The 21,932-nt window shown below is 63.5% G+C and carries 14 protein-coding genes and 1 pseudogene; 8 read left to right on the top strand and 7 right to left on the bottom strand.

Translation table 11 applies throughout. The features are described from left to right. The 6 genes and pseudogenes from Q9K02_RS14405 to Q9K02_RS14380 form a co-directional block, all read left to right on the top strand. Positions 1-2,074, top strand: a pseudogene (locus Q9K02_RS14405) (hypothetical protein); the annotation flags it as partial. A 27-nt stretch (positions 2,075-2,101) separates the two neighbouring features. Beyond that, positions 2,102-2,803, top strand: coding sequence for an OmpA family protein (locus tag Q9K02_RS14400; protein ID WP_278328839.1), 702 nt, complete (start codon positions 2,102-2,104; stop codon positions 2,801-2,803). Between the two features lie 13 nt (positions 2,804-2,816). Then, complete coding sequence (locus Q9K02_RS14395) at positions 2,817-4,241, top strand: TolC family protein (protein WP_305933573.1); 1,425 nt, start codon at positions 2,817-2,819, stop codon at positions 4,239-4,241. Positions 4,242-4,260: 19 nt separating this feature from the next. Next, positions 4,261-6,411 (top strand): ABC transporter transmembrane domain-containing protein, encoded by a 2,151-nt coding sequence (locus Q9K02_RS14390; protein WP_305933572.1) that lies wholly within the window; start codon positions 4,261-4,263, stop codon positions 6,409-6,411. Beyond that, positions 6,408-7,409, top strand: a complete 1,002-nt coding sequence (locus Q9K02_RS14385; protein ID WP_305933571.1) for a cell wall hydrolase — start codon at positions 6,408-6,410, stop codon at positions 7,407-7,409. The genes Q9K02_RS14390 and Q9K02_RS14385 overlap by 4 nt, the downstream gene beginning before the upstream one ends. Further along, the gene (locus tag Q9K02_RS14380; RefSeq protein ID WP_305933570.1) at positions 7,406-8,674 is read left to right on the top strand and encodes an HlyD family type I secretion periplasmic adaptor subunit; all 1,269 of its coding nucleotides are present in this window, start codon (positions 7,406-7,408) and stop codon (positions 8,672-8,674) included. The genes Q9K02_RS14385 and Q9K02_RS14380 overlap by 4 nt, the downstream gene beginning before the upstream one ends. Before the next feature lie 9 nt (positions 8,675-8,683). Here the strand turns inward: Q9K02_RS14380 and Q9K02_RS14375 are convergent, their stop codons facing one another. The 7 genes from Q9K02_RS14375 to Q9K02_RS14345 all read right to left on the bottom strand — a co-directional run bounded on the left by Q9K02_RS14375 (position 8,684) and on the right by Q9K02_RS14345 (position 12,935). Next, positions 8,684-9,652, bottom strand: coding sequence for a transglutaminase-like cysteine peptidase (locus Q9K02_RS14375; RefSeq protein WP_305933569.1), 969 nt, complete (start codon positions 9,650-9,652; stop codon positions 8,684-8,686). A 205-nt stretch (positions 9,653-9,857) separates the two neighbouring features. After that, a complete protein-coding gene (rplL, locus tag Q9K02_RS14370) occupies positions 9,858-10,238 on the bottom strand; it encodes a 50S ribosomal protein L7/L12 (RefSeq protein ID WP_305933568.1) in 381 nt (126 codons plus the stop codon). A gap of 81 nt (positions 10,239-10,319) precedes the next feature. Beyond that, positions 10,320-10,835, bottom strand: coding sequence for a 50S ribosomal protein L10 (gene rplJ, locus Q9K02_RS14365; RefSeq protein WP_305933567.1), 516 nt, complete (start codon positions 10,833-10,835; stop codon positions 10,320-10,322). Between the two features lie 325 nt (positions 10,836-11,160). Then, positions 11,161-11,421 (bottom strand): hypothetical protein, encoded by a 261-nt coding sequence (locus tag Q9K02_RS14360; RefSeq protein ID WP_278328847.1) that lies wholly within the window; start codon positions 11,419-11,421, stop codon positions 11,161-11,163. Between the two features lie 34 nt (positions 11,422-11,455). Beyond that, positions 11,456-12,187 (bottom strand): hypothetical protein, encoded by a 732-nt coding sequence (locus Q9K02_RS14355; RefSeq protein WP_305933566.1) that lies wholly within the window; start codon positions 12,185-12,187, stop codon positions 11,456-11,458. Beyond that, positions 12,184-12,423, bottom strand: a complete 240-nt coding sequence (locus tag Q9K02_RS14350; RefSeq protein WP_305933565.1) for a helix-turn-helix domain-containing protein — start codon at positions 12,421-12,423, stop codon at positions 12,184-12,186. Before Q9K02_RS14350 ends, Q9K02_RS14355 begins: the two co-directional genes overlap by 4 nt. Beyond that, on the bottom strand, positions 12,423-12,935 hold the full coding sequence (locus tag Q9K02_RS14345; RefSeq protein ID WP_305933564.1) for a DUF2975 domain-containing protein: 513 nt from the start codon (positions 12,933-12,935) through the stop codon (positions 12,423-12,425). The genes Q9K02_RS14350 and Q9K02_RS14345 overlap by 1 nt, the downstream gene beginning before the upstream one ends. 359 nt (positions 12,936-13,294) lie before the next feature. On the opposite strand from Q9K02_RS14345, the gene rpoB reads away from it, so the two are divergent. After that, complete coding sequence (gene rpoB / locus Q9K02_RS14340; RefSeq protein ID WP_305933563.1) at positions 13,295-17,479, top strand: DNA-directed RNA polymerase subunit beta; 4,185 nt, start codon at positions 13,295-13,297, stop codon at positions 17,477-17,479. A 63-nt stretch (positions 17,480-17,542) separates the two neighbouring features. Beyond that, complete coding sequence (gene rpoC, locus Q9K02_RS14335; RefSeq protein ID WP_305933562.1) at positions 17,543-21,871, top strand: DNA-directed RNA polymerase subunit beta'; 4,329 nt, start codon at positions 17,543-17,545, stop codon at positions 21,869-21,871. The last annotated feature ends 61 nt before the right edge of the window (positions 21,872-21,932 follow it).

The raw sequence follows: 21,932 nt of genomic DNA, 5'->3' as shown, positions 1-21,932 counted from the left end.
CGATGGCGACAGCGTCACGGCTACCGGCTCGCTGACCGTGACGGTCGATGACGACAGTCCGGTGGCGGTCACGGGCGGCCCGGCGGGCGTGACGAATGGCCCCGCGCCGATCAGCGGGCCGTTCCTGCTCGATCTCGACGGTTCGCTGGCCGACAATTATGGCGCGGATGGGCCGGGAACCGTCCGGTTTCCCGACAGCATCGACGGGACCGACAGCGGCCTGACCTCGAGTTTCCAGCCGATCATCTACAATCGCGTCGACGACCACACGCTACAGGGTGTTGCCGGCGGCATGGTGATTTTCGAAATCACGCTCGACCCGGCAACGGCAACCTATCGCGTCGACATGGACGGAACGATCGATTCCACCAGCGACATCACGTTCAACCCGCTGACGAACAATTTCGTCGGAGGCAATTCGAGCTGGGCAGGCTTCGTCCCCAATAACGAGGACGCGACTACCGATATCGACAATGACAGTCTCGATTTGCTGCTGACACCCCAGGTGAACGGCCTCGACGACGGTACGATCAACTCCAACGATTTCGCAGGCGGCGTCGGCGGTGGTCCGGGGCAGGGTTCGGCAGTCGGAGCGACAGAGACCTTCAGAGTGGATTTCGTAGTCGACCTGACCGGGAATCCGGCCGACGGTCCGGGCAATTACGATCGCCCTGCGAACCGCGACTTCGACTTCGACCATCACTACACGGTCAATGGCGCCTTCGCCCTGCTGAAGAGCACGAGCGGCTCCAGCGTCAGAATTTCCGCATTCGATGACGACGACGGCCTGTCGCCGACCGATCCGCCCAATACCCTTCGCGCCGAGAACGATGTCGGTGACGGAGCGATGGATACCATTACGGGCGTTTCGATCGTCTATCGCGGCGTCGGCTATCAGGGGCCGGGCGGCGAGAACCTGATCACCACCAGCGGTACCTATACCGTCAATGGTCGTGACTTCGTGGTGACGTTCAACGCCGATGGATCGGTGACGGTCGACAATGTCGAGGGCGATCCTGGAAATTCGCAGGTCGGTACGCAGATCGCCGTGTTCACCGACGATGGCTTCAACAGCGTCGAATACGAACATGTCGGCGGGGAGCCGTTCCAGATCGGCGGGTTCGGCGGGTCTTCGATCACGACCGACCCGGTGACCTGGGACGTGCCGGTCGAGGTGGTGGATTTCGACGGAGATGTGTCCGGCACGGCGGATCTCACGATTACCGCGACCACACCTACGGTGAGCGGTGTGCCAAGCAGCGCGCAAACCTTGACGGAATTCGATAGCGCGGCCGCGCAATTGCTGGCTGCCAATATCGACGAGGCGATGCCCGGGGCGTCGCTGTTCGGAGCGTCGCTTTCTCTGGCGTTGCCGCATCACGGCATGGCCCGCCAGGCGGGTGTGGGTGCCATGGCAGCAGCCGCTGCCGGTCTCGCAATGAACCACCAATTGTTCGAGCACGATGCGCATATCGCGTTGCCGACCGGCGATTCCCGGTTCGAAGCTATCGGCCTGCAGCCGGTCGCCTCGGCGGCCGCGTTCGAGACCGCGCCGGCACCGTTCGCACCTGCCGCAAGCTTGGGCACCGGCATGAACCTGGAATTCGCGCCAGTCGTTCCCGACGCCGCCACGCTGTCTGCGCAGGACCTTTCCGGCGCGCCATCAATGGCAGTTGCGGGGAGCGCGCTGCGAGGCGCTGAACAAGCTTTCCAGTACGACGACACGGGCATCGAGGTGGCCGGGCCGGCTGCCAGCGCGATCCCTCTGGGCGATTACACGACGGGGATGGAAGCCTTGCTGGCAATGGCCGCGCCATCCGCTGCAGCTCCAACAGGCGGAGCCGCCAGCGCCAGCCATCCGGCCATCGCGGACATCGCGGCAGAGAACGAGATCGATCGCCTGGTCGAGCATTTTGCCGAGGAGATCACGACGCTCGAGAGCGCCGGGCCCGCGGGCTTCGACGATCTGGCGAGCCTGCTGGCGATGCAGGTCGAATTCGATGTCGGGGGATTGGCACGCCAGGCCGTGCTGCCGGATGCCGAAATCCAGGTGAATACGCCGACCGACGTCTGACCATCCCGGAGGAAACAGGGGGAAACAATGACAAGAACAAAAATCATGGTGGTGGGCACCGGTGCCATGCTGGCGCTGGCAGCGTCGCCCGTGGCTGCCCAGGACAATTGGCAGGACAGGGACATCTCGTCGCTGCGCGGCGAGACGCAGCAGCGCTACGATGCGGCTCTGGCGCTTACCGATGACGCTGCAGTGGTCGAAGCGAATGACCCGCGGTTCATCTGGGCATCCGAAGCCAAGGTCCAGTGCGGTATCGCGCTCGGCTATCTCAAATCGCGGACTCGGGATTCCGTATCGCTCGGCAAATGCCGCGATGCCTATGCGCGCATGACGCAGACGACGCGGGCGATGGCCCCGCCGCCCCCGCCTCCCCCTCCTGCGGAAGCGTGCAACACCGAACTGCCCGGCCTGATTTTCTTCGAATTCGATTCCGCCGTACCCGGGACGGAGGCCAGCCAGATCGCAGATTATGTCGCCCAGAATGCGGCCGCTTGCAGCTGGCGCACTTTCAATGTGGTCGGCCATGCCGACCGATCGGGCAGCAACGCCTACAATATGGACCTGTCCCAGCGGCGTGCGGATGCCGTCGCCAGCCTCCTGGGCTCGCGCGGGATCGCGACCGGATCGATCGACACTACGGCGCGCGGCGAGGAAAACCCGCGCGTGCCGACGGACGATGGCGTGCGCGAGCTACAGAACCGGCGCGTCGAAATCCTGGTCAACCAATAGGAGGAGGGAAATCATGCGTAAGCCAACCCTTATAGCCATCGGCGCAGCTCTGCTCGGCGGTGTGGCGCCCGCAGCGATGGCCCAGACCGCCGCGGTGGAAGCCGTGCCCGGCGACACCCAGGCCGTGACCATGCAGGAAGCGATCGCCGTCGCGATGCAGTCCAACCCGGAAATCCTGCAGGCGCAGTTCAACAAGGAGGCGATCGAGTTCGAACGCGAGCAGGCGCAGGGTCTGTACTACCCGCGGGTCGATATCGAGGCCTCTGCCGGAGTGCGGCGACTGGAGAACAATACCCGCCGCACCCTCGGTATCGCTTCCGACGAACTCTATCCCCTGGAAGCGGGGATCACCGGCGAGTGGACCGTGCTCGACTTCGGTCGGCGGCGCGGTGAATTGCTGCGGCAGGCCGCACGGGTCGACGGTGCATCGCTGCGCGTCGTCGAGCGTTCGGAATTCGTCGCGCTGCAAGTCGCGCGGCAGTATCTCGACGTCCTGCTGCAGCAGCGCGTTGCCGCTGCATCGCAGGACAACGCCGCGTTTCATCGCAGCCTCGTGGCCGATCTCGGCCAGGGGGTGGAGCAGGGATCGATCAGCATCGCGGATCGCCAGCAGGCCGAAGAACGGCTGCAAGCGGCGCTCGTGCAGCAGGAAGAGGCGCTGCAGGGTTTGCAGAACGCCTTTATCACCCTGCGTCGCTTGACCGGCCTGGACGTGACAGGCGCAACCATGCCGCCCAATCTCGCATCGGCGATGCCGCCCGGCCTCGAAACGGCGGTCGGGCAGGCGCGCCTGCGCAACCCGCTGGTTCGCGAAGCGCAGGCGGACGTCGATGCCGCCAACGCGCTCGTGAAGTCGGCTGAGGGCGACTACTGGCCGACCGTCGGCCTCGAAGTAAGAGGGCGCGTGGGCGAGGACATCGACGGTTTTGCCGGCGAGACCAACGATATCCAGGGGCGCGTCGTGATGCGCTGGAATATTTTCGATGGCGGCATCAAATACGCCCGAGCGCAGGAGACGATCCGTCAGGCCAGCGTGGCGCGCTACGCCTTGCACGATCGCCAGCGGCAGGCCGAGGAAGACGTTCGCCTCGCCTGGCAGGCGCTGGAAACGCAGGGGCGGGTGGTTCAGGCCCTCGACCGCCAGAGCCAGGTCAGCGACGACCTCCTTCTGTCTTACAGAAGCCAGTTCAATGTCGGCAGGCGTTCGCTGCTCGATGTGCTCGATGCGCAGAACACGCGTTACAACACGCAGGTGCGTCTCGAAACGGCACGCTTCTCGCAATTGTTTGCGCAGTATCAGACCCTTGCTGCTACAAATAACTTCCTCGACGCGTTGCAGATCGCGCCGGGTGCCGGCGCCGGAGCGGCGGAGCGTGAACGCTTCGACTTCGGGCCTCCGGTTCCTGCGGAATTGCAGCGCCGGGTCGAACCGGGCTGAGGGTGGAGCGGGGCGATAGATGATGTCCAAAGAGGGGGAAATCGAGGCAGGCGTCGAGATAGACTCGCTCAGCGAGTGTGTCGCCGAAGCCGCGCGCCGCTTCGGCCCCTCTTTCGACACCACGCTGCTCGTTCAGCTGCCCAAGAACGAGCGCGGCTTTCTTCCCTGGCACCAGGCCGGGGCGGCGCTCGATCTGGCGCGCCTGAATTTCGATCCCGCCAATCCGCGCAAGCTACCGGTCGGGGCCGCCAACTACCCCGCCATTGCGAAGTTCGCCGATGGAGAAGCCGCCCTCCTGCTCGATGCGCGCGATGGTGAGATTCTCGTCTGGCGACCCGGGATGGGGCTGGAACAATGGGAGGCGCATGCGCGGCTTGCCAAGGGCTATGCCGGGACGCTCTATCGGATTTTCGGCGATCCGGACGAGCTTCGCGAAAGCGAGGCGCCCTGGCATGCCAAGGCGCGCGGCCACTGGTTCTGGACCGAAATGCGCAAGGAGCGGCGGTCTTTCGCCCCGGTCTTCCTCGCATCGTTCCTGATCAACCTGCTGGCCATCGCGCTGCCGATCTTCACCATGAACGTCTATGATCGCGTGATCCCGAACCGCGCGGCCGAGACGCTCTGGGTTCTGGCCGTCGGCGTGGTTCTGGCCTTCGGCCTCGAATTCTTCCTGCGCCGGGCCCGGACCGCAGTCGTCGACCAGACTGCTCGTCGCCTCGATCTCAAGCTGTCGCAAAAGATCTTCGGCCGCCTGCTTGCTTCCCCGCTGCAAGAGCGAAAAGGGCACACCGGATCGCTCGCTGCGCGCGTGTCCGAATTCGCGATCGTCAGGGACTTCTTCGCCTCGACCACGTTGGTCATGGTCATCGACGTGCTGTTCCTGTTCGTTTTCGTGGGTGTGATCGCCATTATCGGCGGCTGGCTCGCGCTGGTCCCGCTAACGATCATTCTCGCGATGCTGGGGGCGGGTTACGTGCTTCAGCGCAAGGTGGTCGACGCGGCGCGGGACGCGCAGGCGGATTACGGTCTCCAGCAGACGATGCTGGTGGAATCGCTCGCCGGCATGGAGACGTTGAAGAGCGTTTCGGGCGAGGGGACGATGTTGTCGCGCTGGCACAAGCTGGCGGATATCGGCAGCCACTCCCAGCAACGTCTGCGCGATATCAATTCGCTGGCGGTCGGCCTGGCCCAGACCTTCCAGCAGGTTTCGACCGTATCGCTGATCGTCGGCGGTTATTACCTGTTCGCCAATGGCGACATCACGATGGGCGCGATCATCGCCATCGTGATGCTTTCATCCCGTTCGCTCGCGCCCGCAGGCCAGATTGCCTACCTGCTGACCCGTGGCCGCCAGGCGCAGGAAGCGCTCGACAGTATCGAAAAGCTTTTCGAAGGGGGGGACGAGCGCAAGCAGGGCAGTAGCCTGGCGCTGGGAGCTCTGGAGAAGCCGACGATCCGGCTGGAAGACCTCTCGTTCGCCTACGAAGGCACGGCACAGTCCGCCCTTTCGGGGATCGATCTGACGATCACGCCCGGGGAAAAAATCGCCATCGTGGGGCGGGTCGCTTCGGGCAAGTCGACGCTGGGCAGGGTCGTCTGCGGGCTATACCCGCCAAGCGACGGCGCCCTGCTGCTGAACGGCATCGACGCCCGGCAGTTCAGGCCCGAATTGCTGCGGCAGGCCTTGCGCTTCGTCGGCCAGGATGCGGTGCTGTTCACCGGATCGATCAAGGACAATCTGGCCATCTCCGATCCCGGCATAGCCGACGAGCGGTTGATCGAGGCAATGCGCAAAACCGGGGCCGACATGTTCCTGTCTCGCGACGCAGGCGGCTTCGACCGCCCCGTGGGCGAGGATGGCCGCATGCTTTCGGGCGGTCAGCGTGCCTTCATGGCGCTGACCCGCGCCCTCGTCACCGATGCCGAGGTCCTGTTCTTAGACGAACCCACCGGTGCGATGGACAGCCACACGGAAAAGCTACTGGTAGAGCGGCTCGGCAAGGCGCTGGCACCGGATCAGACGCTGATCATCGCGACCCACCGGCCGGCCCTGTTTTCCATTTGCGACCGGCTTATCGTGCTCGATTCAGGCAAGATCGTTGCGGACGGTCCGGTACAGGACGTCTTGAAGCAGGCCGGGTCCGAGTTGGCGAAAGGGGATCCGGCGTGACGTCCCTCCCCATCGCGCGCATCGGCGGCATCTTGACCGTGGTGGCCGGATGCCTGCTGGCCGCAGCGCCTTCAATCGCACCTCTGCCGCAAAAAGCGCAGGCCATGGAGCTGGCTCAGGTGCCGGACGTCGGCGATATCGCCCAGATGTCGACCGGCGAGGACCAGCCGCTAAGCGTCTCGGCCGAAAGCGCGGAGGCCCGCAACGCGGCGATCCCGCTGGCCAGATTGCGGCTCGAGCAGCCCGGCCACATATCGCGCCGGGACATGGCTGCGGGCAGTCTCGCAACGGCCGAGAAATGCCTCGCGCAGGCGATCTATTACGAAGCGGCGCTGGAACCGGTTTCGGGGCAGCGTGCCGTGGCGCAGGTCGTTCTCAATCGCGTGGCGCACCCGGCCTACCCGAACAGTGTTTGCGGCGTAGTCTACGAAGGGGTGTCGCGCCCGGTCTGCCAGTTCAGCTTCACTTGCGACGGGTCGTTGCTGCGCCAACCGATGGCGAGCCACTGGGCATCGGCCAGGCGGATCGCCCGGGAGATGCTCGATGGCGGCAGGGCTCCCGAAGTCGGCACCGCAACGCATTATCATGCCGATTACGTCGTGCCGCGCTGGGCGTTCACCCTCGGCAAGATCCGGCAGATCGGCCGGCACATATTCTACCGTTTCCCCGGCAGGGCGGGCTCGGCAATGGCTTTCAACCGTGCCTGGTCGGGCCGCGAGGCTATACCCACGGTGAATTTCGCGCGGCTTCGCGACCGCTTCGCGAGCGAGGAAGAAGCGGGCGCAGAGATCGCGCATGATCTGGTCCCCGGCACCACGGTTTCGCCCGATGTAACCGATCGGCACGCGGCTTCGGATGTGGGCGGGCGGCTCGATACGACGACGGGCTGGACACTGAGCATTCCCGATCCCGTTTCCGCCAGCGCGGGCTATCGCGCCACTCTTGCAGGGCAGGCAGGCAATTCAGTCGAGCCGATGGGCGCGGGAGGCGGGGAATGAGCGGCCTGCGCCAACGCTTCGCGGGCCTGGATGCGCCGCAGCGCCTGATCGCGATTGCCGCCGTCGGGATATTGCTGCTCTTCGCATGGTCGGCCTTCGCTCAGGTCGAACAGATCACTCGTGGTACCGGCAAGGTCATTCCGTCGAGCAAGGCGCAGCTTGTCCAGCCGGCCGAACCGGCCGTCATCTCGGAGATTCTGGTCCGTGGAGGGCAGTCGGTCAGCAAAGGCGACCTCCTCGTCCGGCTCGACGATACCCAGTCGGCTTCCGCCTTGGGCGAGCTCGAAGAGGAAAACCGCAGGCTTGCTGCGCGGGCCCAGCGGCTGGAGAACGAAGCATCGGGCGGTGCGGCCGGATGCGAGGCGGGCGGCCTGTGCGCCGAAGAACGACGGCTGCAACAGGTGCGCACCGCGACTGCCAGGGCGCGCGAAAGCGCACTAGGCTCGGCGATCGAACAGCGCCGCCGCGATTTGCAGGAAGCGCAGGCGACTGCGTCGGCCCTGGAAAACAGCGTGCGTCTTGCGCGCGAACAGGTGCAGATGCTGGAGCCGCTGGCGCAGAAGAATATCGTCCCGCAAACCGAATTGATCCAGGCGCAAAGGGATCTCGTCGACACCCAGGGCCGGCTGGCTGCGGCCCGGCAGGCCGTGGGCCGGTCTTCGGCCGCGATCCGGCAGGCGCAGGCGGATCTCAGCCAGGCACGGCTCGATTTTCGCCAGCAGGCGCTTGCCGAACGCAGCGAAGTCACCACGCGCCTCGCGGTCAATGAGGAATCGATCCGCGGCGCCGCAGCGCGCCAGCAGCGCAACGAACTGCGCGCACCTGCCGACGGGATCGTGAACGACGTCCAGATTACCACGGTCGGCGGGTTCGTGAATGCGGGCGAGAAGATCATGCAAGTCGTGCCGGTTGGCGACAAGCTGTTGGTAGAAGCGCGTATCGCTCCGAGCGATCGGGCCTTCATCAAGGTCGGCGATCGCGCGAACGTAAAGGTCACCGCCTATGATTTCTCGATCTACGGCGGGCTGCGCGGCAAGGTGCAGCAGGTTTCGGCCGACAGCATCTACGACGAGGCCGAACGCGAAGCTTACTATACCGTGGTCATCGAGACCGATCGGTCGTTCATCGTCAAGAATGGCCAGCGCCTGCCGATCGTGCCCGGCATGATCTGTGACGTGGAGATCATTACCGGACGCCACAGCATCCTGACCTACCTGTTCAAGCCGGTAAACAAGGCCCTGGACCGGGCGATGACCGAACGGTGACGCGGGCGATCAATAGCCGTGCAGCCAGCTCTTGCGGCCGCTGAAGCTCAAAACCGGCCGGTAGTCGTTGGCGGAACTGGCGTCGAGAACGGCGTCGCTCGCATTGTCGAGCATGCGGAACCCGTCCGCAGTTCGCACGATCAGCACTGCATGATCGGCCCGGCGCACGAGATCCCGCGTGATGGTCAGGAACATGTCCTCGCGCGGCACACCGGCTGCGGCGAGCATGTGCATCTTCAAAAGAGCGTAATCTTCGCAATCGCCCTGGCCGAGGCGCAGAGTCTGGCGGGGTCCGGCCCAATAGTCGGCCTGCCCGAACAGATCGCTATCTTCCCTGTAGGCGATCCGCTGGTTGACCCAGCGGTTGACGATAGCGAGTTTGTCCTCGAGTCCCTCGGACTGTCCGAGCAACTGGCGCGCCGAGCGACCCACGGAACCGCGTTCGCGGTTCACCCGGTCCCACGAGGCGTCGAAATTGGTCGTTGCGATCGGCACCCGGCGGCTGGCGAGGAAGTCGTTCGCTCCCGGCAGGCTTGTGTCGGCAATGGGTGAAGAAAGCTGCGCCAGTCTGGCGAGCGCCGTCCCTGGGCTAGAAGCGCATTCTGCCATGGGGGGAAGGGCCAGGGCTGCCGTGGTGGACATCGTTTCGACCGGCGGTTCGGCCGTTCCCGCCCCCGGCATCAAAGGGCCCATCGTTTCGAACCCATCCTGCCGTGCGCGGATCGTTTCGAGCGCACTGGACGCACCGCCGAGGATCGCGGATGCCTTCGAAACCCCCGTACCGGTCGGTCCAGACGATGCGAGGGACGCGGACGCTGCAACCGGACACACGCCCGTCGACAAGGCCGAACTCAGGGCGGGAAGGATCATCGGCGCATAGACCTGTGCCGTCGCCGGAGCGGCAGTCATCCAAGCCGAGAGCCCGAGGCCGAGCGTGGCGATGACCTTGCGGTTCGGAAAGGTGAGGCGCTTTTCCATGCAGCATGGATTAGGTCGCCATCGTCAATCTACGGTTTCCGGTCTTGGTTAACGGGCGTTTGCCCTGAGGGAGCTGTCTCCGGCTCGCCGGGACCGTATTGTAGGGAAACCACGTGCGGCCAACGCCCGGGTGGCATGCGAATCGAAAAAGGGCGGCGCCATCGCTGGCACCGCCCTTCCTCGATTTCGAAAGTAAGAAAGAAGCTTACTTGAGCTCGACGGTACCGCCGGCTGCTTCGATCTTGCCCTTGATTTCTTCGGCTTCCGCCTTGTTGACGCCTTCCTTGAGCGGCTTGGGCGCGCCTTCGACAAGAGCCTTGGCTTCGGTCAGGCCCAGGCCGGTGATGGCACGGACTTCCTTGATGACCTGGATCTTCTTGCCACCGTCGCCGGTCAGGACGACGTCGAATTCGTCCTTTTCTTCGGCTGCGGCACCAGCGTCACCACCGCCAGCGGCGGGGCCGGCAACGGCAACAGCAGCGGCGGCGCTGACGCCCCACTCTTCTTCGAGCGCCGTAGCGAGCTCGGCGGCTTCCATGACGGTCAGTTTCGACAGTTCTTCAACAAGCTTGGCGATATCGGCCATGATGTTTCACTCCAAATAATAGGCCGGGGCGTCCGACCGGATCGACCCCGATGAATATGTGTTCGTTGCGAGAACCAGCTCTTACGCGGCTTCCTTGGCGCCATAGGCACCGAAAACGCGGGCGAGCTTGGCTGCGGGTGCGTTGACGACCTGGGCAATTTTCGTTGCCGGGGCGTTGACGAGACCCACGATCTTGCCACGCAGTTCGTCGAGGCTCGGCATCGAGGCGAGTGCCTTGACCCCAGCTTCGTCGAGCTTCGTTGCGCCCATCGAACCGCCGACGATTTCGATCTTGTCGGTGGTCTTGGCGAACTCCACCACGGCTTTCGCCGCAGCAACCGGATCCTCGGAATAACCGAGGGCGGTCGGACCATTCAGGAATTCTTCGATTCCCGCATAGTCGGTGTCCTTCAGGGCGAGCTTGGCGAGACGGTTCTTCGCGACCTGGTAGGACGCACCGGCTTCACGCATCTTCGTACGCAGTTCGGTCGACTGGGCGACCGTAAGGCCCAGGTTGCGGGTCACGACGACCACGCCTGCCTGGTTGAAGACATCGCTGAGCTGGGCGACCGCGTCGGCTTTTTGCGAACGATCCATGCCATACTCCTTCACTATGGCCGCAACGGGCGAACCCGCAGCGACCGGCTACGTTTGTCCATGCCACCTAAGCAACACGGGCGAGTCCGTTGATGGGGGAAGGAGTGCGCCGGACTGCTTGGAGTTCCTGACGCGAAACGGCGAGCGCATGGCCCACCGGAAAATCTCTTTTCCCCGTCTAGGCTGGAAATTAAGACCGGCCAATTCCGGTCACCAACTGTCTCGGACGGATGAGGGCGGATACAAAGAGACCCGCCTTCGGGGGCGGGCCTCTAAGCTTTTCTGGCAGCGTGTCAAGCGAAAGCGCGTTTCGCCGGACTCTCGATTATTCCGCGGGAGGGGTGCCCATGTCCTCGTCCATGACGGGGGGCTCGTCCATCGGCTCCATGGTTTCGTCGGCGGGCACGACGTCGTTCTGCAAAGGGCCGTCCTCGCCCGGCTGATACGTGTCGTCGGTCGTCTCGCCGGTTCCTGCCGTCACGGCATCGGGCGCGAGGTCTGCCGTGTCTCCCCCGTCGGGTGCTTCTCCGCAGGCGGCCAGCGCGATGGTCAGGGGGAGGGTGGCGAGAAGGGCGGATGTTTTCATGATCTGTCTCCGTAGGTTTGCAGTGGAAATGGCCTCAACGGGCCGATGTTCCCGCTGCAGCGCCTTCGATCGGCGCAGGCCGGGTGGCGATGGTGTACTGTGCCGCGACCATGACGATACCGAGCAGTGCGGTGACGAAACTGTCGAGGATCAGCAGCGCCCACTTCAGCCCGTCCCCTTCGACGAATATCGCGCCGATGCCCAGGGCGTAGTGTATCGCCATGAGTGGCAGGATCGCGACAGTCGAGAAGGCGATCGCGAACAGTGCGTCGCTTGCCATGACCTTGATCGATTCCAGCGGCGTGACGAGAATGCCCAGCGGTGCCGCCACTACGAACCGCACGATCAAAGGCATGAAGATCAGGGAAAAGACGAAGAACCCGGTCCTCATGTAGCCATCGGTCCAGACGAACAGCGAAAGCCAGGCGAGAAACAGGCTCAGCGCCAGCACGAGGCCGAAAAGCTTGACCGCCTTGCGCGGCAGGGCGAGCGCGAAAGCGCGGTCGCCGCCCGAATGCAGCCAGCGGATGACGAAATAGCCGATGACGTTTAGCGCGGCGACCTTGGCCAAGCCGAACCACATGCGCGCCGGATCGTGTTCCGCGGCCTTGGCGCCTTCCACGCCGTCATACATGCCGATCTGCATCTCGATCACGTGCTGGACGAATTCGGCGACCAGCGGGATTGCGAAAACGAGCGGCAGGGCGGCAGCGAAGGAAAGGCTGCGGCGATGCACGTCGCGAAAGGCGGTCAGAAAGGCCTTCATCGTTTGTCCCCCTTGGATTTGTCGTAAGTCAGAAGATCGCCCGGCTGGCACTGCAGTTCGCGGCAGATCGCCTCCAACGTGGAGAAGCGGATCGCCTTCGCCTTGCCGGTCTTGAGGATGGAGAGGTTGGCGAGCGTCAGGCCGATGCGCTCGGACAGTTCGGTCAGCGTCATGCCGCGATCCTGCAGCAGCTCGTCGAGCCGGACCGCAATGGCGTGGGTGTCTTCGGCTGGCATCAGACGGTGCCCTCCAGATCTTCGCGCATCGCCGCGCCTTCGCGGAAGACCCGCGCAAGCAGGAACAGCAGCAGCACGGCGAACCAGCCTGTAAGCGAGAAAGTCCAGCCGAAATACTCGCCGCTGGCTTCGCTCGCCCAGATCGAAATCTGGCCGAATACGAGGTCGAGAATGTTGACGATCAGCAGCACCCAGCCGACGATCATGAGGCGCTTGGCGTTCAACTCGCTGAATGCCCGACCCTCGGCCGCGTCCTGGAGCAAGGCGATTAGGCGGATGAAGATCAGATGGATGCAAACCGCCATCGGCACGACGAGAGCACATGCCGACACAAGCCATGTCCACACGGCCTCGACCGCCTGCTGCCCTCGCACTTCGAAGGCCTGCGTAATGGCTGGATAGAAGTGCTCGGTCGCAATCAGCAGGGCGGCGAGGAGCAATGTGAAAAGCCCCGCTCCGATCCAGTTGAGCCAGTTTGCGATGCGTAACAGCCAGATGGTGGTTCCGAACATGAGCGAATCTCCCTTATCGATTTTCAATATGAGCCGATTCGTCCTTATCGTCAATCGATAATATCGAAAAACGATATGCCTGTCGGAGCGTCCGCCGCTTGACCCTACGCCGGTGGCTCCCTATATGCCCTCTCGACCGACCGCTTCGAGCGAGTCCGATTCATGCGCGGGGATCGGAACCAGGATGGAAGCGGCGTTTCCATATCGCGACGTTCTTGAAGAGCTGCAGCCGCCGCCCGACCGGGCGTGCATGTCCTGCGGCCTTTTCGCGTCCCGTATGGCTCTCACGCGCATGAGACATGAACTTCCGGCTCGCACTCCCGGGCCGATGCAGCACTGATACGAGGCACAGCACCTTTATGGCTACCAAGGCGAAGGCACCCCGCAACACATCGTCGGGCACCGCGAAACGGCGTATCCGCAAGATCTTCGGCGACATCCACGAAGTCGTCGACATGCCGAACCTGATCGAGGTCCAGCGCGAGAGCTACGAACAGTTCCTGCGTTCGGACAAAGATGCGGGCCATGTTTCGGGACTGGAAAAGACCCTGCGTTCGGTCTTCCCGTTGCGCGACTTCGCCGGCACTGCCGAACTCGATTTCGTCCATTACGAACTCGAACCGCCGAAGTACGACATCGTCGAATGCCGCCAGCGCGGCATCACCTATGCCGCGCCGATGAAGGTCACACTGCGCCTGATCGTCTTCGAAGTCGACCAGGAAACCGAAACCCGCTCGGTCCTCGATATCAAGGAGCAGGACGTCTACATGGGCGACATGCCCCTGATGACGGGCAACGGCACCTTCATCGTCAACGGTACCGAGCGCGTGATCGTATCGCAGATGCACCGTTCGCCGGGCGTCCTGTTCGACCATGATCGTGGCAAGACGCACAGCTCGGGCAAGCTGCTGTTCGCCGCCCGCATCATTCCCTATCGCGGCAGCTGGCTCGATTTCGAATTCGACGCCAAGGACATCGTGAACGTGCGTATCGACCGCAAGCGCAAGCTGCCGGTCACCGCGCTGCTCTATGCGCTGGGCCTCGATAGCGAGGACATCCTCCACCACTTCTACGACATCGTCAGCTGGAAGCGCGCCAAGGACGGGTGGGAAATTCCGTTCGTCGCCGAAAACTGGCGCGGCCAGAAGCCGGCCTTTCCGCTGGTCGATGCCAAGACGGGCGAGGAAGTGTTCCCCGCCGGCCAGAAGATCAGCCCGCGTGCCGCCAACAAGGCTGCCAAGGACGGTCTCGCCACGCTGCTGCTGCCGACCGAGGAAATCTTCGGACGCTACGCTGCGCGCGACATGATCGACGAGAAGACCGGTCGCATCTACATCGAAGCGGGTGACGAAGTCGCCGCCGAGAACCTCGAAGCGCTGGACGCTGCGGGTGTCGACGCCGTCGATCTGCTCGATATCGACCACGTCACCACCGGCCCGTGGATCCGCAACACGCTGAAGGTCGACAAGGCCGAGAATCGCGACGAGGGCCTCGAAGCGATCTACAAGGTCATGCGCCCCGGCGAACCGCCGACCAAGGAAACCGCCGAAGCGCTGTTCGAAGGCCTGTTCTTCGATGGCGAGCGTTACGACCTGTCGGCCGTCGGCCGCGTCAAGCTCAACATGCGCCTCGACCTCGATGCCGAAGACACCGTCACCACGCTGCGCAAGGAAGACATCCTCGCCGTGGTCAAGGAACTCGTCGACCTCAAGGACGGCAAGGGCGACGTCGACGACATCGACAACCTCGGCAACCGCCGTGTCCGCTCGGTCGGCGAGCTGCTGGAAAACCAGTACCGCGTCGGCCTGCTGCGCATGGAACGCGCCGTGAAGGAGCGCATGAGCTCGGTCGACGTCAGCACGGTGATGCCGAACGACCTCATCAACGCCAAGCCAGCCGTGGCTGCCGTGCGCGAGTTCTTCGGCTCCAGCCAGCTTTCGCAGTTCATGGACCAGACCAACCCGCTCTCGGAAGTCACCCATAAGCGCCGCGTCTCAGCGCTCGGCCCGGGCGGCTTGACCCGCGAGCGCGCCGGCTTCGAAGTGCGCGACGTCCACCCGACGCATTACGGCCGCATCTGCCCGATCGAAACGCCGGAAGGCCCGAACATCGGTCTGATCAACTCGCTCTCCACCTTCGCCCGCGTCAACAAGTACGGCTTCATCGAGACGCCGTACCGCAAGGTCGTGGACGGCAAGGTGACCGACGAGGTGATCTATCTCTCGGCTATGGAAGAGCAGAAGCACACGGTCGCGCAAGCTTCGGCCGAGCTGACCGACGACGGCAGCTTTGTGGAAGAGCTGGTTTCGGCCCGCCACGACGGTGACAACCTCATGGCGCCGAACGAGCAGATCACGCTGATGGATGTCAGCCCCAAGCAGCTCGTTTCGGTCGCGGCATCGCTCATTCCGTTCCTGGAAAACGATGACGCCAACCGCGCGCTCATGGGCTCGAACATGCAGCGCCAGGCTGTGCCACTCGTGAAGGCGGAAGCGCCCTGGGTCGGCACCGGCATGGAAGAGACCGTGGCCCGCGACAGCGGCGCGGCCATCACCGCGACCCGCGGCGGGATCGTCGACCAGGTCGACGCGACCCGTATCGTGATCCGCGCGATCGGCGATGTCGAACCCGGCCAGTCGGGCGTGGACATCTACACGCTGCAGAAATTCCAGCGTTCGAACCAGGACACCTGCATCAACCAGCGTCCGCTGGTGAAGGTGGGCGAGACGGTTTCGGCCGGCGACGTCATCGCCGACGGCCCCTCGACCGATCTCGGCGAGCTGGCGCTGGGCCGCAACAGCCTCGTCGCCTTCATGCCCTGGAACGGCTACAACTACGAGGATAGTATCCTCATCTCCGAGCGTATCGTGAAGGACGACGTCTTCACCTCGATCCATATCGAGGAATTCGAAGTCATGGCTCGCGACACCAAGCTCGGCCCCGAGGACATCACCCGCGACATTCCGAATGTCGGCGAGGAAGCCCTGCGCAACCTCGACGAGGCGGGCATCGTTTACATCGGCGCCGAAGTGCACCCGGGCGATATCCTGTGCGGCAAGATCACGCCGAAGGGCGAAAGCCCCATGACGCCGGAAGAAAAGCTCCTGCGCGCCATCTTCGGCGAAAAGGCCAGCGACGTGCGCGACACCTCGCTCCGCCTGCCGCCGGGCGTGGCCGGGACTGTCGTCGAAGTGCGCGTGTTCAACCGCCACGGCATCGAGATCGACGATCGTACGCGCGCCATCCAGAACGAGGAAATCGAACGTCTCCGCAAGGATGCGAACGACGAACGCGCCATCCTCAACCGCGCGACCTACAACCGCCTGCGCGACATGCTGCTTGGCCAGACCGCTTCGGCGGCGCCGAAGGGCGTGAAGAAGGGCACCGAGGTCACCGAGGAAGTTCTCGAGGGCGTCGACAAGCACGAGTGGTTCAAGTTCGCCGTTGCCGACGATGGTCGCCAGCAGCAGCTCGAAGCGGTCAAGTCGCAGTACGACGAAGCCGTCAAGACGATCGAAGAGAAGTTCGAGGACCGCAAGGAAAAGCTCGAACGCGGCGACGAGCTCGCCCCGGGCGTGCTCAAGATGGTCAAGGTCTTCGTCGCGGTGAAGCGCAAGCTGCAGCCGGGCGACAAGATGGCCGGCCGCCACGGTAACAAGGGCGTGATTTCGCGCATCCTGCCGGTCGAGGACATGCCGTTCCTGGAGGACGGCACCCCGGTCGACATCGTGCTCAACCCGCTGGGCGTGCCATCGCGCATGAACGTCGGGCAGATCTTTGAAACGCACCTCGGCATGGCGGCCCGTAACCTGGGCATGCAGATCGGCGAGCAGCTCGAAGAGTGGAAGAAGGCCAATCCGAACGCTTCGGAAGATTACGCCAAGGCGAAGCCGCCCGAAGCCGTGATCGACCGGCTGAAGGAAGTCTATGGCGAGCAGTATATCGACGCCATCGACAGCCGCTCGACCGAGGAGATCGTCGAACTCGCCACCAATCTTCGCGCAGGTGTCCCGATGGGTACGCCGGTGTTCGACGGTGCGCGCGAAGGCGACGTGACTGTGGAGCTGGAAAAGGCCGGCCTGCACAGCTCGGGCCAGTCGGTGCTGTATGATGGACGCACGGGCGATGCCTTCGACCGCAAGGTGACCGTTGGCATCATCTACATGCTCAAGCTGCACCACCTCGTCGACGACAAGATCCACGCGCGTTCGATCGGCCCCTACAGCCTCGTCACCCAGCAGCCGCTGGGCGGTAAGGCGCAGTTCGGCGGCCAGCGCTTCGGGGAAATGGAGGTCTGGGCACTCCAGGCCTACGGTGCGGCTTACACGCTGCAGGAAATCCTCACTGTGAAGTCGGACGACGTGATCGGGCGGACCAAGGTCTACGAAGCCATCGTCAAGGGCGACGACACCTTCGAGGCCGGCATTCCCGAGAGCTTCAACGTGCTCGTCAAGGAAATGCGCAGCCTGGGTCTCAACGTCGAACTCAAGTCGCATGGCGACGAGGACGAGGACGACGACCCCTTCGCGATCGCGGCGGAATAGGGGAGCCACACACTCCCCACCGCTCTTCCGCCCATTTGAATTCACCCGTTTAGGGAAAAAGTCATGAACGAACTGACCAAATTCACCAACCAGCTCGCGAAGCCCGAGACTTTCGACGAGATCCAGATCGGCATCGCCAGCCCTGAGCGTATTCGCTCGTGGTCCTTCGGCGAAATCAAGAAGCCGGAAACGATCAACTATCGCACGTTCAAGCCCGAGCGTGACGGGTTGTTCTGCGCGCGCATCTTCGGTCCGGTGAAGGATTACGAGTGCCTGTGCGGCAAGTACAAGCGCATGAAGTACAAGGGCGTCGTCTGCGAAAAGTGCGGCGTCGAAGTGACCGTGACCAAGGTCCGCCGCGAGCGCATGGGCCATATCGAACTGGCCGCGCCGGTCGCGCACATCTGGTTCCTGAAGTCGCTGCCTTCGCGCATCGGCCTGTTGCTCGACATGCAGCTCAAGCAGCTCGAGCGCGTGCTGTATTTCGAAAGCTACATCGTCACCGAACCCGGCCTGACGCCGCTGGAAAAGTTCCAGCTGCTGACCGAGGACGAGCTGCTCGAAGCGCAGGACGAGTATGGCGAAGACGCCTTCTCGGCCAGCATCGGCGCCGAAGCGGTCAAGATGATGCTGATGGATCTCGATCTCGAGCAGGAGAAGGAAGACCTGCTGGAAGAGCTGGCGACCACTAAGTCGAAGCTCAAGCCCGCCAAGATCATCAAGCGCCTCAAGGTCGTCGAAAGCTTCATCGAATCGGGCAATCGCCCCGAATGGATGATCCTCGAAGTAATCCCGGTCATTCCGCCCGAACTTCGCCCGCTGGTGCCGCTGGACGGCGGCCGCTTCGCGACGTCGGATCTGAACGACCTCTACCGCCGCGTGATCAACCGTAACAACCGCCTGAAGCGCCTCATGGAGCTGCGCGCGCCGGACATCATCGTCCGCAACGAAAAGCGCATGCTGCAGGAAGCCGTCGACGCATTGTTCGACAACGGCCGCCGCGGCCGTGTCATCACCGGTGCCAACAAGCGTCCGCTGAAGTCGCTGTCCGACATGCTCAAGGGCAAGCAGGGCCGATTCCGCCAGAACCTGCTCGGCAAGCGCGTCGACTATTCGGGCCGCTCGGTCATCGTGACCGGTCCGGAACTCAAGCTGCACCAGTGCGGTTTGCCGAAGAAGATGGCGCTCGAGCTGTTCAAGCCGTTCATCTACGCCCGCCTCGACGCCAAGGGTCTCTCGATGACCCTCAAGCAAGCGAAGAAGTGGGTCGAGAAGGAGCGCAAGGAAGTCTGGGACATTCTCGACGAAGTCATTCGCGAGCACCCGGTTCTCCTGAACCGCGCACCGACCCTTCACCGTCTCGGCATCCAGGCGTTCGAACCCGTGCTGATCGAAGGCAAGGCCATCCAGCTTCACCCGCTGGTCTGCGCCGCCTTCAACGCCGACTTCGACGGCGACCAGATGGCCGTGCACGTCCCGCTGAGCCTCGAGGCGCAGCTGGAAGCGCGCGTCCTGATGATGTCGACCAACAACATCCTCTCGCCCGCCAACGGCAAGCCGATCATCGTGCCCTCGCAGGACATGGTGCTGGGCCTCTATTACCTGTCGATGGAACGGCAGGAGAAGACGCCCGAATTCGTCGAGAACGAGAAGGGCGAGAAGGTCGAGAAGCTGCCGATGTTCTCGGACATGGCAGAGGTGCACCAAGCGCTGGAGACGAAGCAGGTTTCGCTTCACACCAAGATCCTCGCCCGCGTCCCGCAGGCCGACGAAGATGGCAACATCGCCATGAAGCGGTTCGAAACGACCGCCGGGCGCATGCTGATCGGCGAATGCCTGCCGAAGAACCACAAGGTCCCCTTCGACATCGTCAACCGCCTGCTGACCAAGAAGGACATCGCCGACGTGATCGACGAGGTCTATCGCCACACCGGCCAGAAGGACACGGTGCTGTTCGCCGACGCTATCATGTCGCTCGGCTTCCGCCACGCGTTCAAGGCCGGCATCTCCTTCGGCAAGGATGACATGATCATCCCCGAAGAAAAGGAAGGCATGGTCGAAGAGACCAAGGCGCTGGTTGCCGATTACGAGCAGCAGTACCAGGACGGCCTGATCACCCAGCAGGAAAAGTACAACAAGGTCATCGACGCATGGAGCCGTTGCGGCGACCAGGTGGCCGACGCCATGATGGAAAAGATCAAGGCCCGCCCGATCGGCAAGGACGGCGTGCAGGCAGAGATCAACTCGATCTTCATGATGAGCCACTCCGGTGCGCGTGGTTCGCCGGCGCAGATGAAGCAGCTCGCCGGTATGCGCGGCCTCATGGCCAAGCCGTCGGGCGAGATCATCGAGAACCCGATCATCTCGAACTTCAAGGAAGGCCTCAACGTCCTCGAATACTTCAACTCCACCCACGGTGCCCGTAAGGGCCTCGCGGATACGGCGTTGAAGACGGCGAACTCGGGCTACCTGACCCGCCGCCTCGTGGACGTGTCGCAGGACTGCGTGATCGTCGAGGAAAACTGCAAGACCGAGAACGCGCTCGAAATGCGCGCCATCGTGCAAGGCGGCAGCGTGATCGCGTCGCTCGGCGAACGTATCCTCGGCCGCACCACGGCAGAAGACATCGTCAATGCCGCGACCGACGAGGTGATCGTCAAGGCCGGTACGCTGATCGACGAGCCGATGGTGAGGGAAATCGAGGCTGCCGAAGTGCAGGTCGCCAAGATCCGCTCGCCGCTGGTCTGCGAAGCGAACCAGGGCGTCTGCGCCACCTGCTACGGCCGCGACCTTGCTCGCGGTACGCCGGTCAACATCGGCGAGGCTGTCGGCGTCATCGCCGCGCAGTCGATCGGTGAGCCCGGCACGCAGCTGACCATGCGTACCTTCCACATCGGCGGTGCCGCTCAGTTGAATGAAACGAGCCATCTCGAGGCGATCTCGGACGGTAAGGTCGTCTATCGCGACATGCCGACCATCGTCGACAAGAAGGGCCGCATCTTGTCGCTCGCCCGCAATGGCGAGCTGGCCGTGATCGACGCCGAAGGGCGTGAGCGCGAAATCCACAAGGTGCCTTACGGTACCGTGCTGATGCACAAGGATGGCGGCAAGGTGAAGGAAGGTGAACGCCTGGCGGAATGGGATCCGTTCTCGCTGCCGATCATCACCGAAACCTCGGGCGTGGTGAAATACCAGGACCTGATCGACGGCACGACCATGGAAGAACGCGTCGACGATGCCACCGGCATCGCCCAGCGCGTCGTCACCGAGGTGAAGACCTCGGGCCGCAAGAAGAACGAGGACCTGCGCGCGCGCCTGACCCTGTTCAACGATGCGGGCGACGAAAGCGAGCATGCACGTTACATGCTAGCGCCGGGCACCGTTCTCTCGGTCGAGGACAACCAGCAGGTCGAAGCGGGCGACATCCTTGCCCGTGCCAGCCGAGAAGCGGCCAAGACCCGCGACATCACCGGCGGTCTGCCGCGTGTTGCGGAGCTGTTCGAAGCCCGCCTGCCGAAGGACAATTCGATCATCGCCAAGATTTCGGGCAAGATCGAATTCGTTCGCGAGTACAAGGCCAAGCGCAAGATCGCGATCGTTCCCGAGGAAGGCGATGCAGTCGAGTACCTGATCCCCAAGACCAAGGTGATCGACGTGCAGGAAGGCGACTTCGTGAAGAAGGGGGATACCCTGATTTCCGGCTCGCCCAACCCGCACGACATCCTCGAAGTGCTGGGCGTGGAGGCACTGGCCGAATATCTCGTCAACGAAATCCAGGAAGTCTACCGATTGCAGGGCGTGAAGATCAACGACAAGCACATCGAGGTGATCGTTCGCCAGATGCTGCAGAAGGTCGAGATCACCGATGGCGGCGATACCGTGCTGCTGCCGGGCGAACAGGTCGATGCCGAGGAACTGGCCGAAGAAAATGCCAAGCTCACCAAGAGCAAGCAGCCGGCAACCGGTACGCCGATCCTGCTGGGCATCACCAAGGCCTCGCTCCAGACGCGTTCGTTCATCTCGGCCGCTTCCTTCCAGGAAACCACCCGCGTGCTCACGCAGGCGGCGGTCGAAGGGAAGAAGGACACGCTGATCGGTCTGAAGGAAAATGTGATCGTGGGCCGTCTCATCCCCGCCGGTACCGGCGCGGGCATGAACCGGATGCGCATCACCGCCTCCAGTCGCGACGCTGCCCTGCGCGCACAGTGGAAGAAGGCACAGGAAGCGATCATCGCCGCCAACACTGCCGAGGAAGAGCACGAAGCCGAACTCGAGCAGGGGCCGGAAGCAGCGATCGGCGACGATCCGCTGGCGACCATGGAAGGCGAAACCCACGGCACCGATGCCGATGCGGGCAAATACCTGAACGAGGATGCCAAGGACGGCGAATAAGCCGACCGGTCATCCATCAAATCTTGAAGGCCCCGCGGAGCGATCCGCGGGGCTTTTTCGA

Source organism: Qipengyuania profundimaris (assembly GCF_030717945.1).
Classification (GTDB): domain Bacteria; phylum Pseudomonadota; class Alphaproteobacteria; order Sphingomonadales; family Sphingomonadaceae; genus Qipengyuania; species Qipengyuania profundimaris.
Note: the sequence above shows the minus strand (reverse complement) of the source record. Positions and strands in the feature narration are given on the sequence as shown.

What these genes read in the sequence shown, in the direction of transcription:
- rplJ (WP_305933567.1), bottom strand. Translation starts at nt 10,835, where the DNA reads ATGGATCGTTCGCAAAAAGCCGACGCGGTCGCCCAGCTCAGCGATGTC.
- Q9K02_RS14380 (WP_305933570.1), top strand. Translation starts at nt 7,406, where the DNA reads ATGAGCGGCCTGCGCCAACGCTTCGCGGGCCTGGATGCGCCGCAGCGC.
- Q9K02_RS14395 (WP_305933573.1), top strand. Translation starts at nt 2,817, where the DNA reads ATGCGTAAGCCAACCCTTATAGCCATCGGCGCAGCTCTGCTCGGCGGT.
- Q9K02_RS14390 (WP_305933572.1), top strand. Translation starts at nt 4,261, where the DNA reads ATGATGTCCAAAGAGGGGGAAATCGAGGCAGGCGTCGAGATAGACTCG.
- rplL (WP_305933568.1), bottom strand. Translation starts at nt 10,238, where the DNA reads ATGGCCGATATCGCCAAGCTTGTTGAAGAACTGTCGAAACTGACCGTC.
- rpoB (WP_305933563.1), top strand. Translation starts at nt 13,295, where the DNA reads ATGGCTACCAAGGCGAAGGCACCCCGCAACACATCGTCGGGCACCGCG.
- Q9K02_RS14345 (WP_305933564.1), bottom strand. Translation starts at nt 12,935, where the DNA reads ATGTTCGGAACCACCATCTGGCTGTTACGCATCGCAAACTGGCTCAAC.
- Q9K02_RS14355 (WP_305933566.1), bottom strand. Translation starts at nt 12,187, where the DNA reads ATGAAGGCCTTTCTGACCGCCTTTCGCGACGTGCATCGCCGCAGCCTT.
- Q9K02_RS14350 (WP_305933565.1), bottom strand. Translation starts at nt 12,423, where the DNA reads ATGCCAGCCGAAGACACCCACGCCATTGCGGTCCGGCTCGACGAGCTG.
- Q9K02_RS14400 (WP_278328839.1), top strand. Translation starts at nt 2,102, where the DNA reads ATGACAAGAACAAAAATCATGGTGGTGGGCACCGGTGCCATGCTGGCG.
- Q9K02_RS14360 (WP_278328847.1), bottom strand. Translation starts at nt 11,421, where the DNA reads ATGAAAACATCCGCCCTTCTCGCCACCCTCCCCCTGACCATCGCGCTG.
- rpoC (WP_305933562.1), top strand. Translation starts at nt 17,543, where the DNA reads ATGAACGAACTGACCAAATTCACCAACCAGCTCGCGAAGCCCGAGACT.
- Q9K02_RS14375 (WP_305933569.1), bottom strand. Translation starts at nt 9,652, where the DNA reads ATGGAAAAGCGCCTCACCTTTCCGAACCGCAAGGTCATCGCCACGCTC.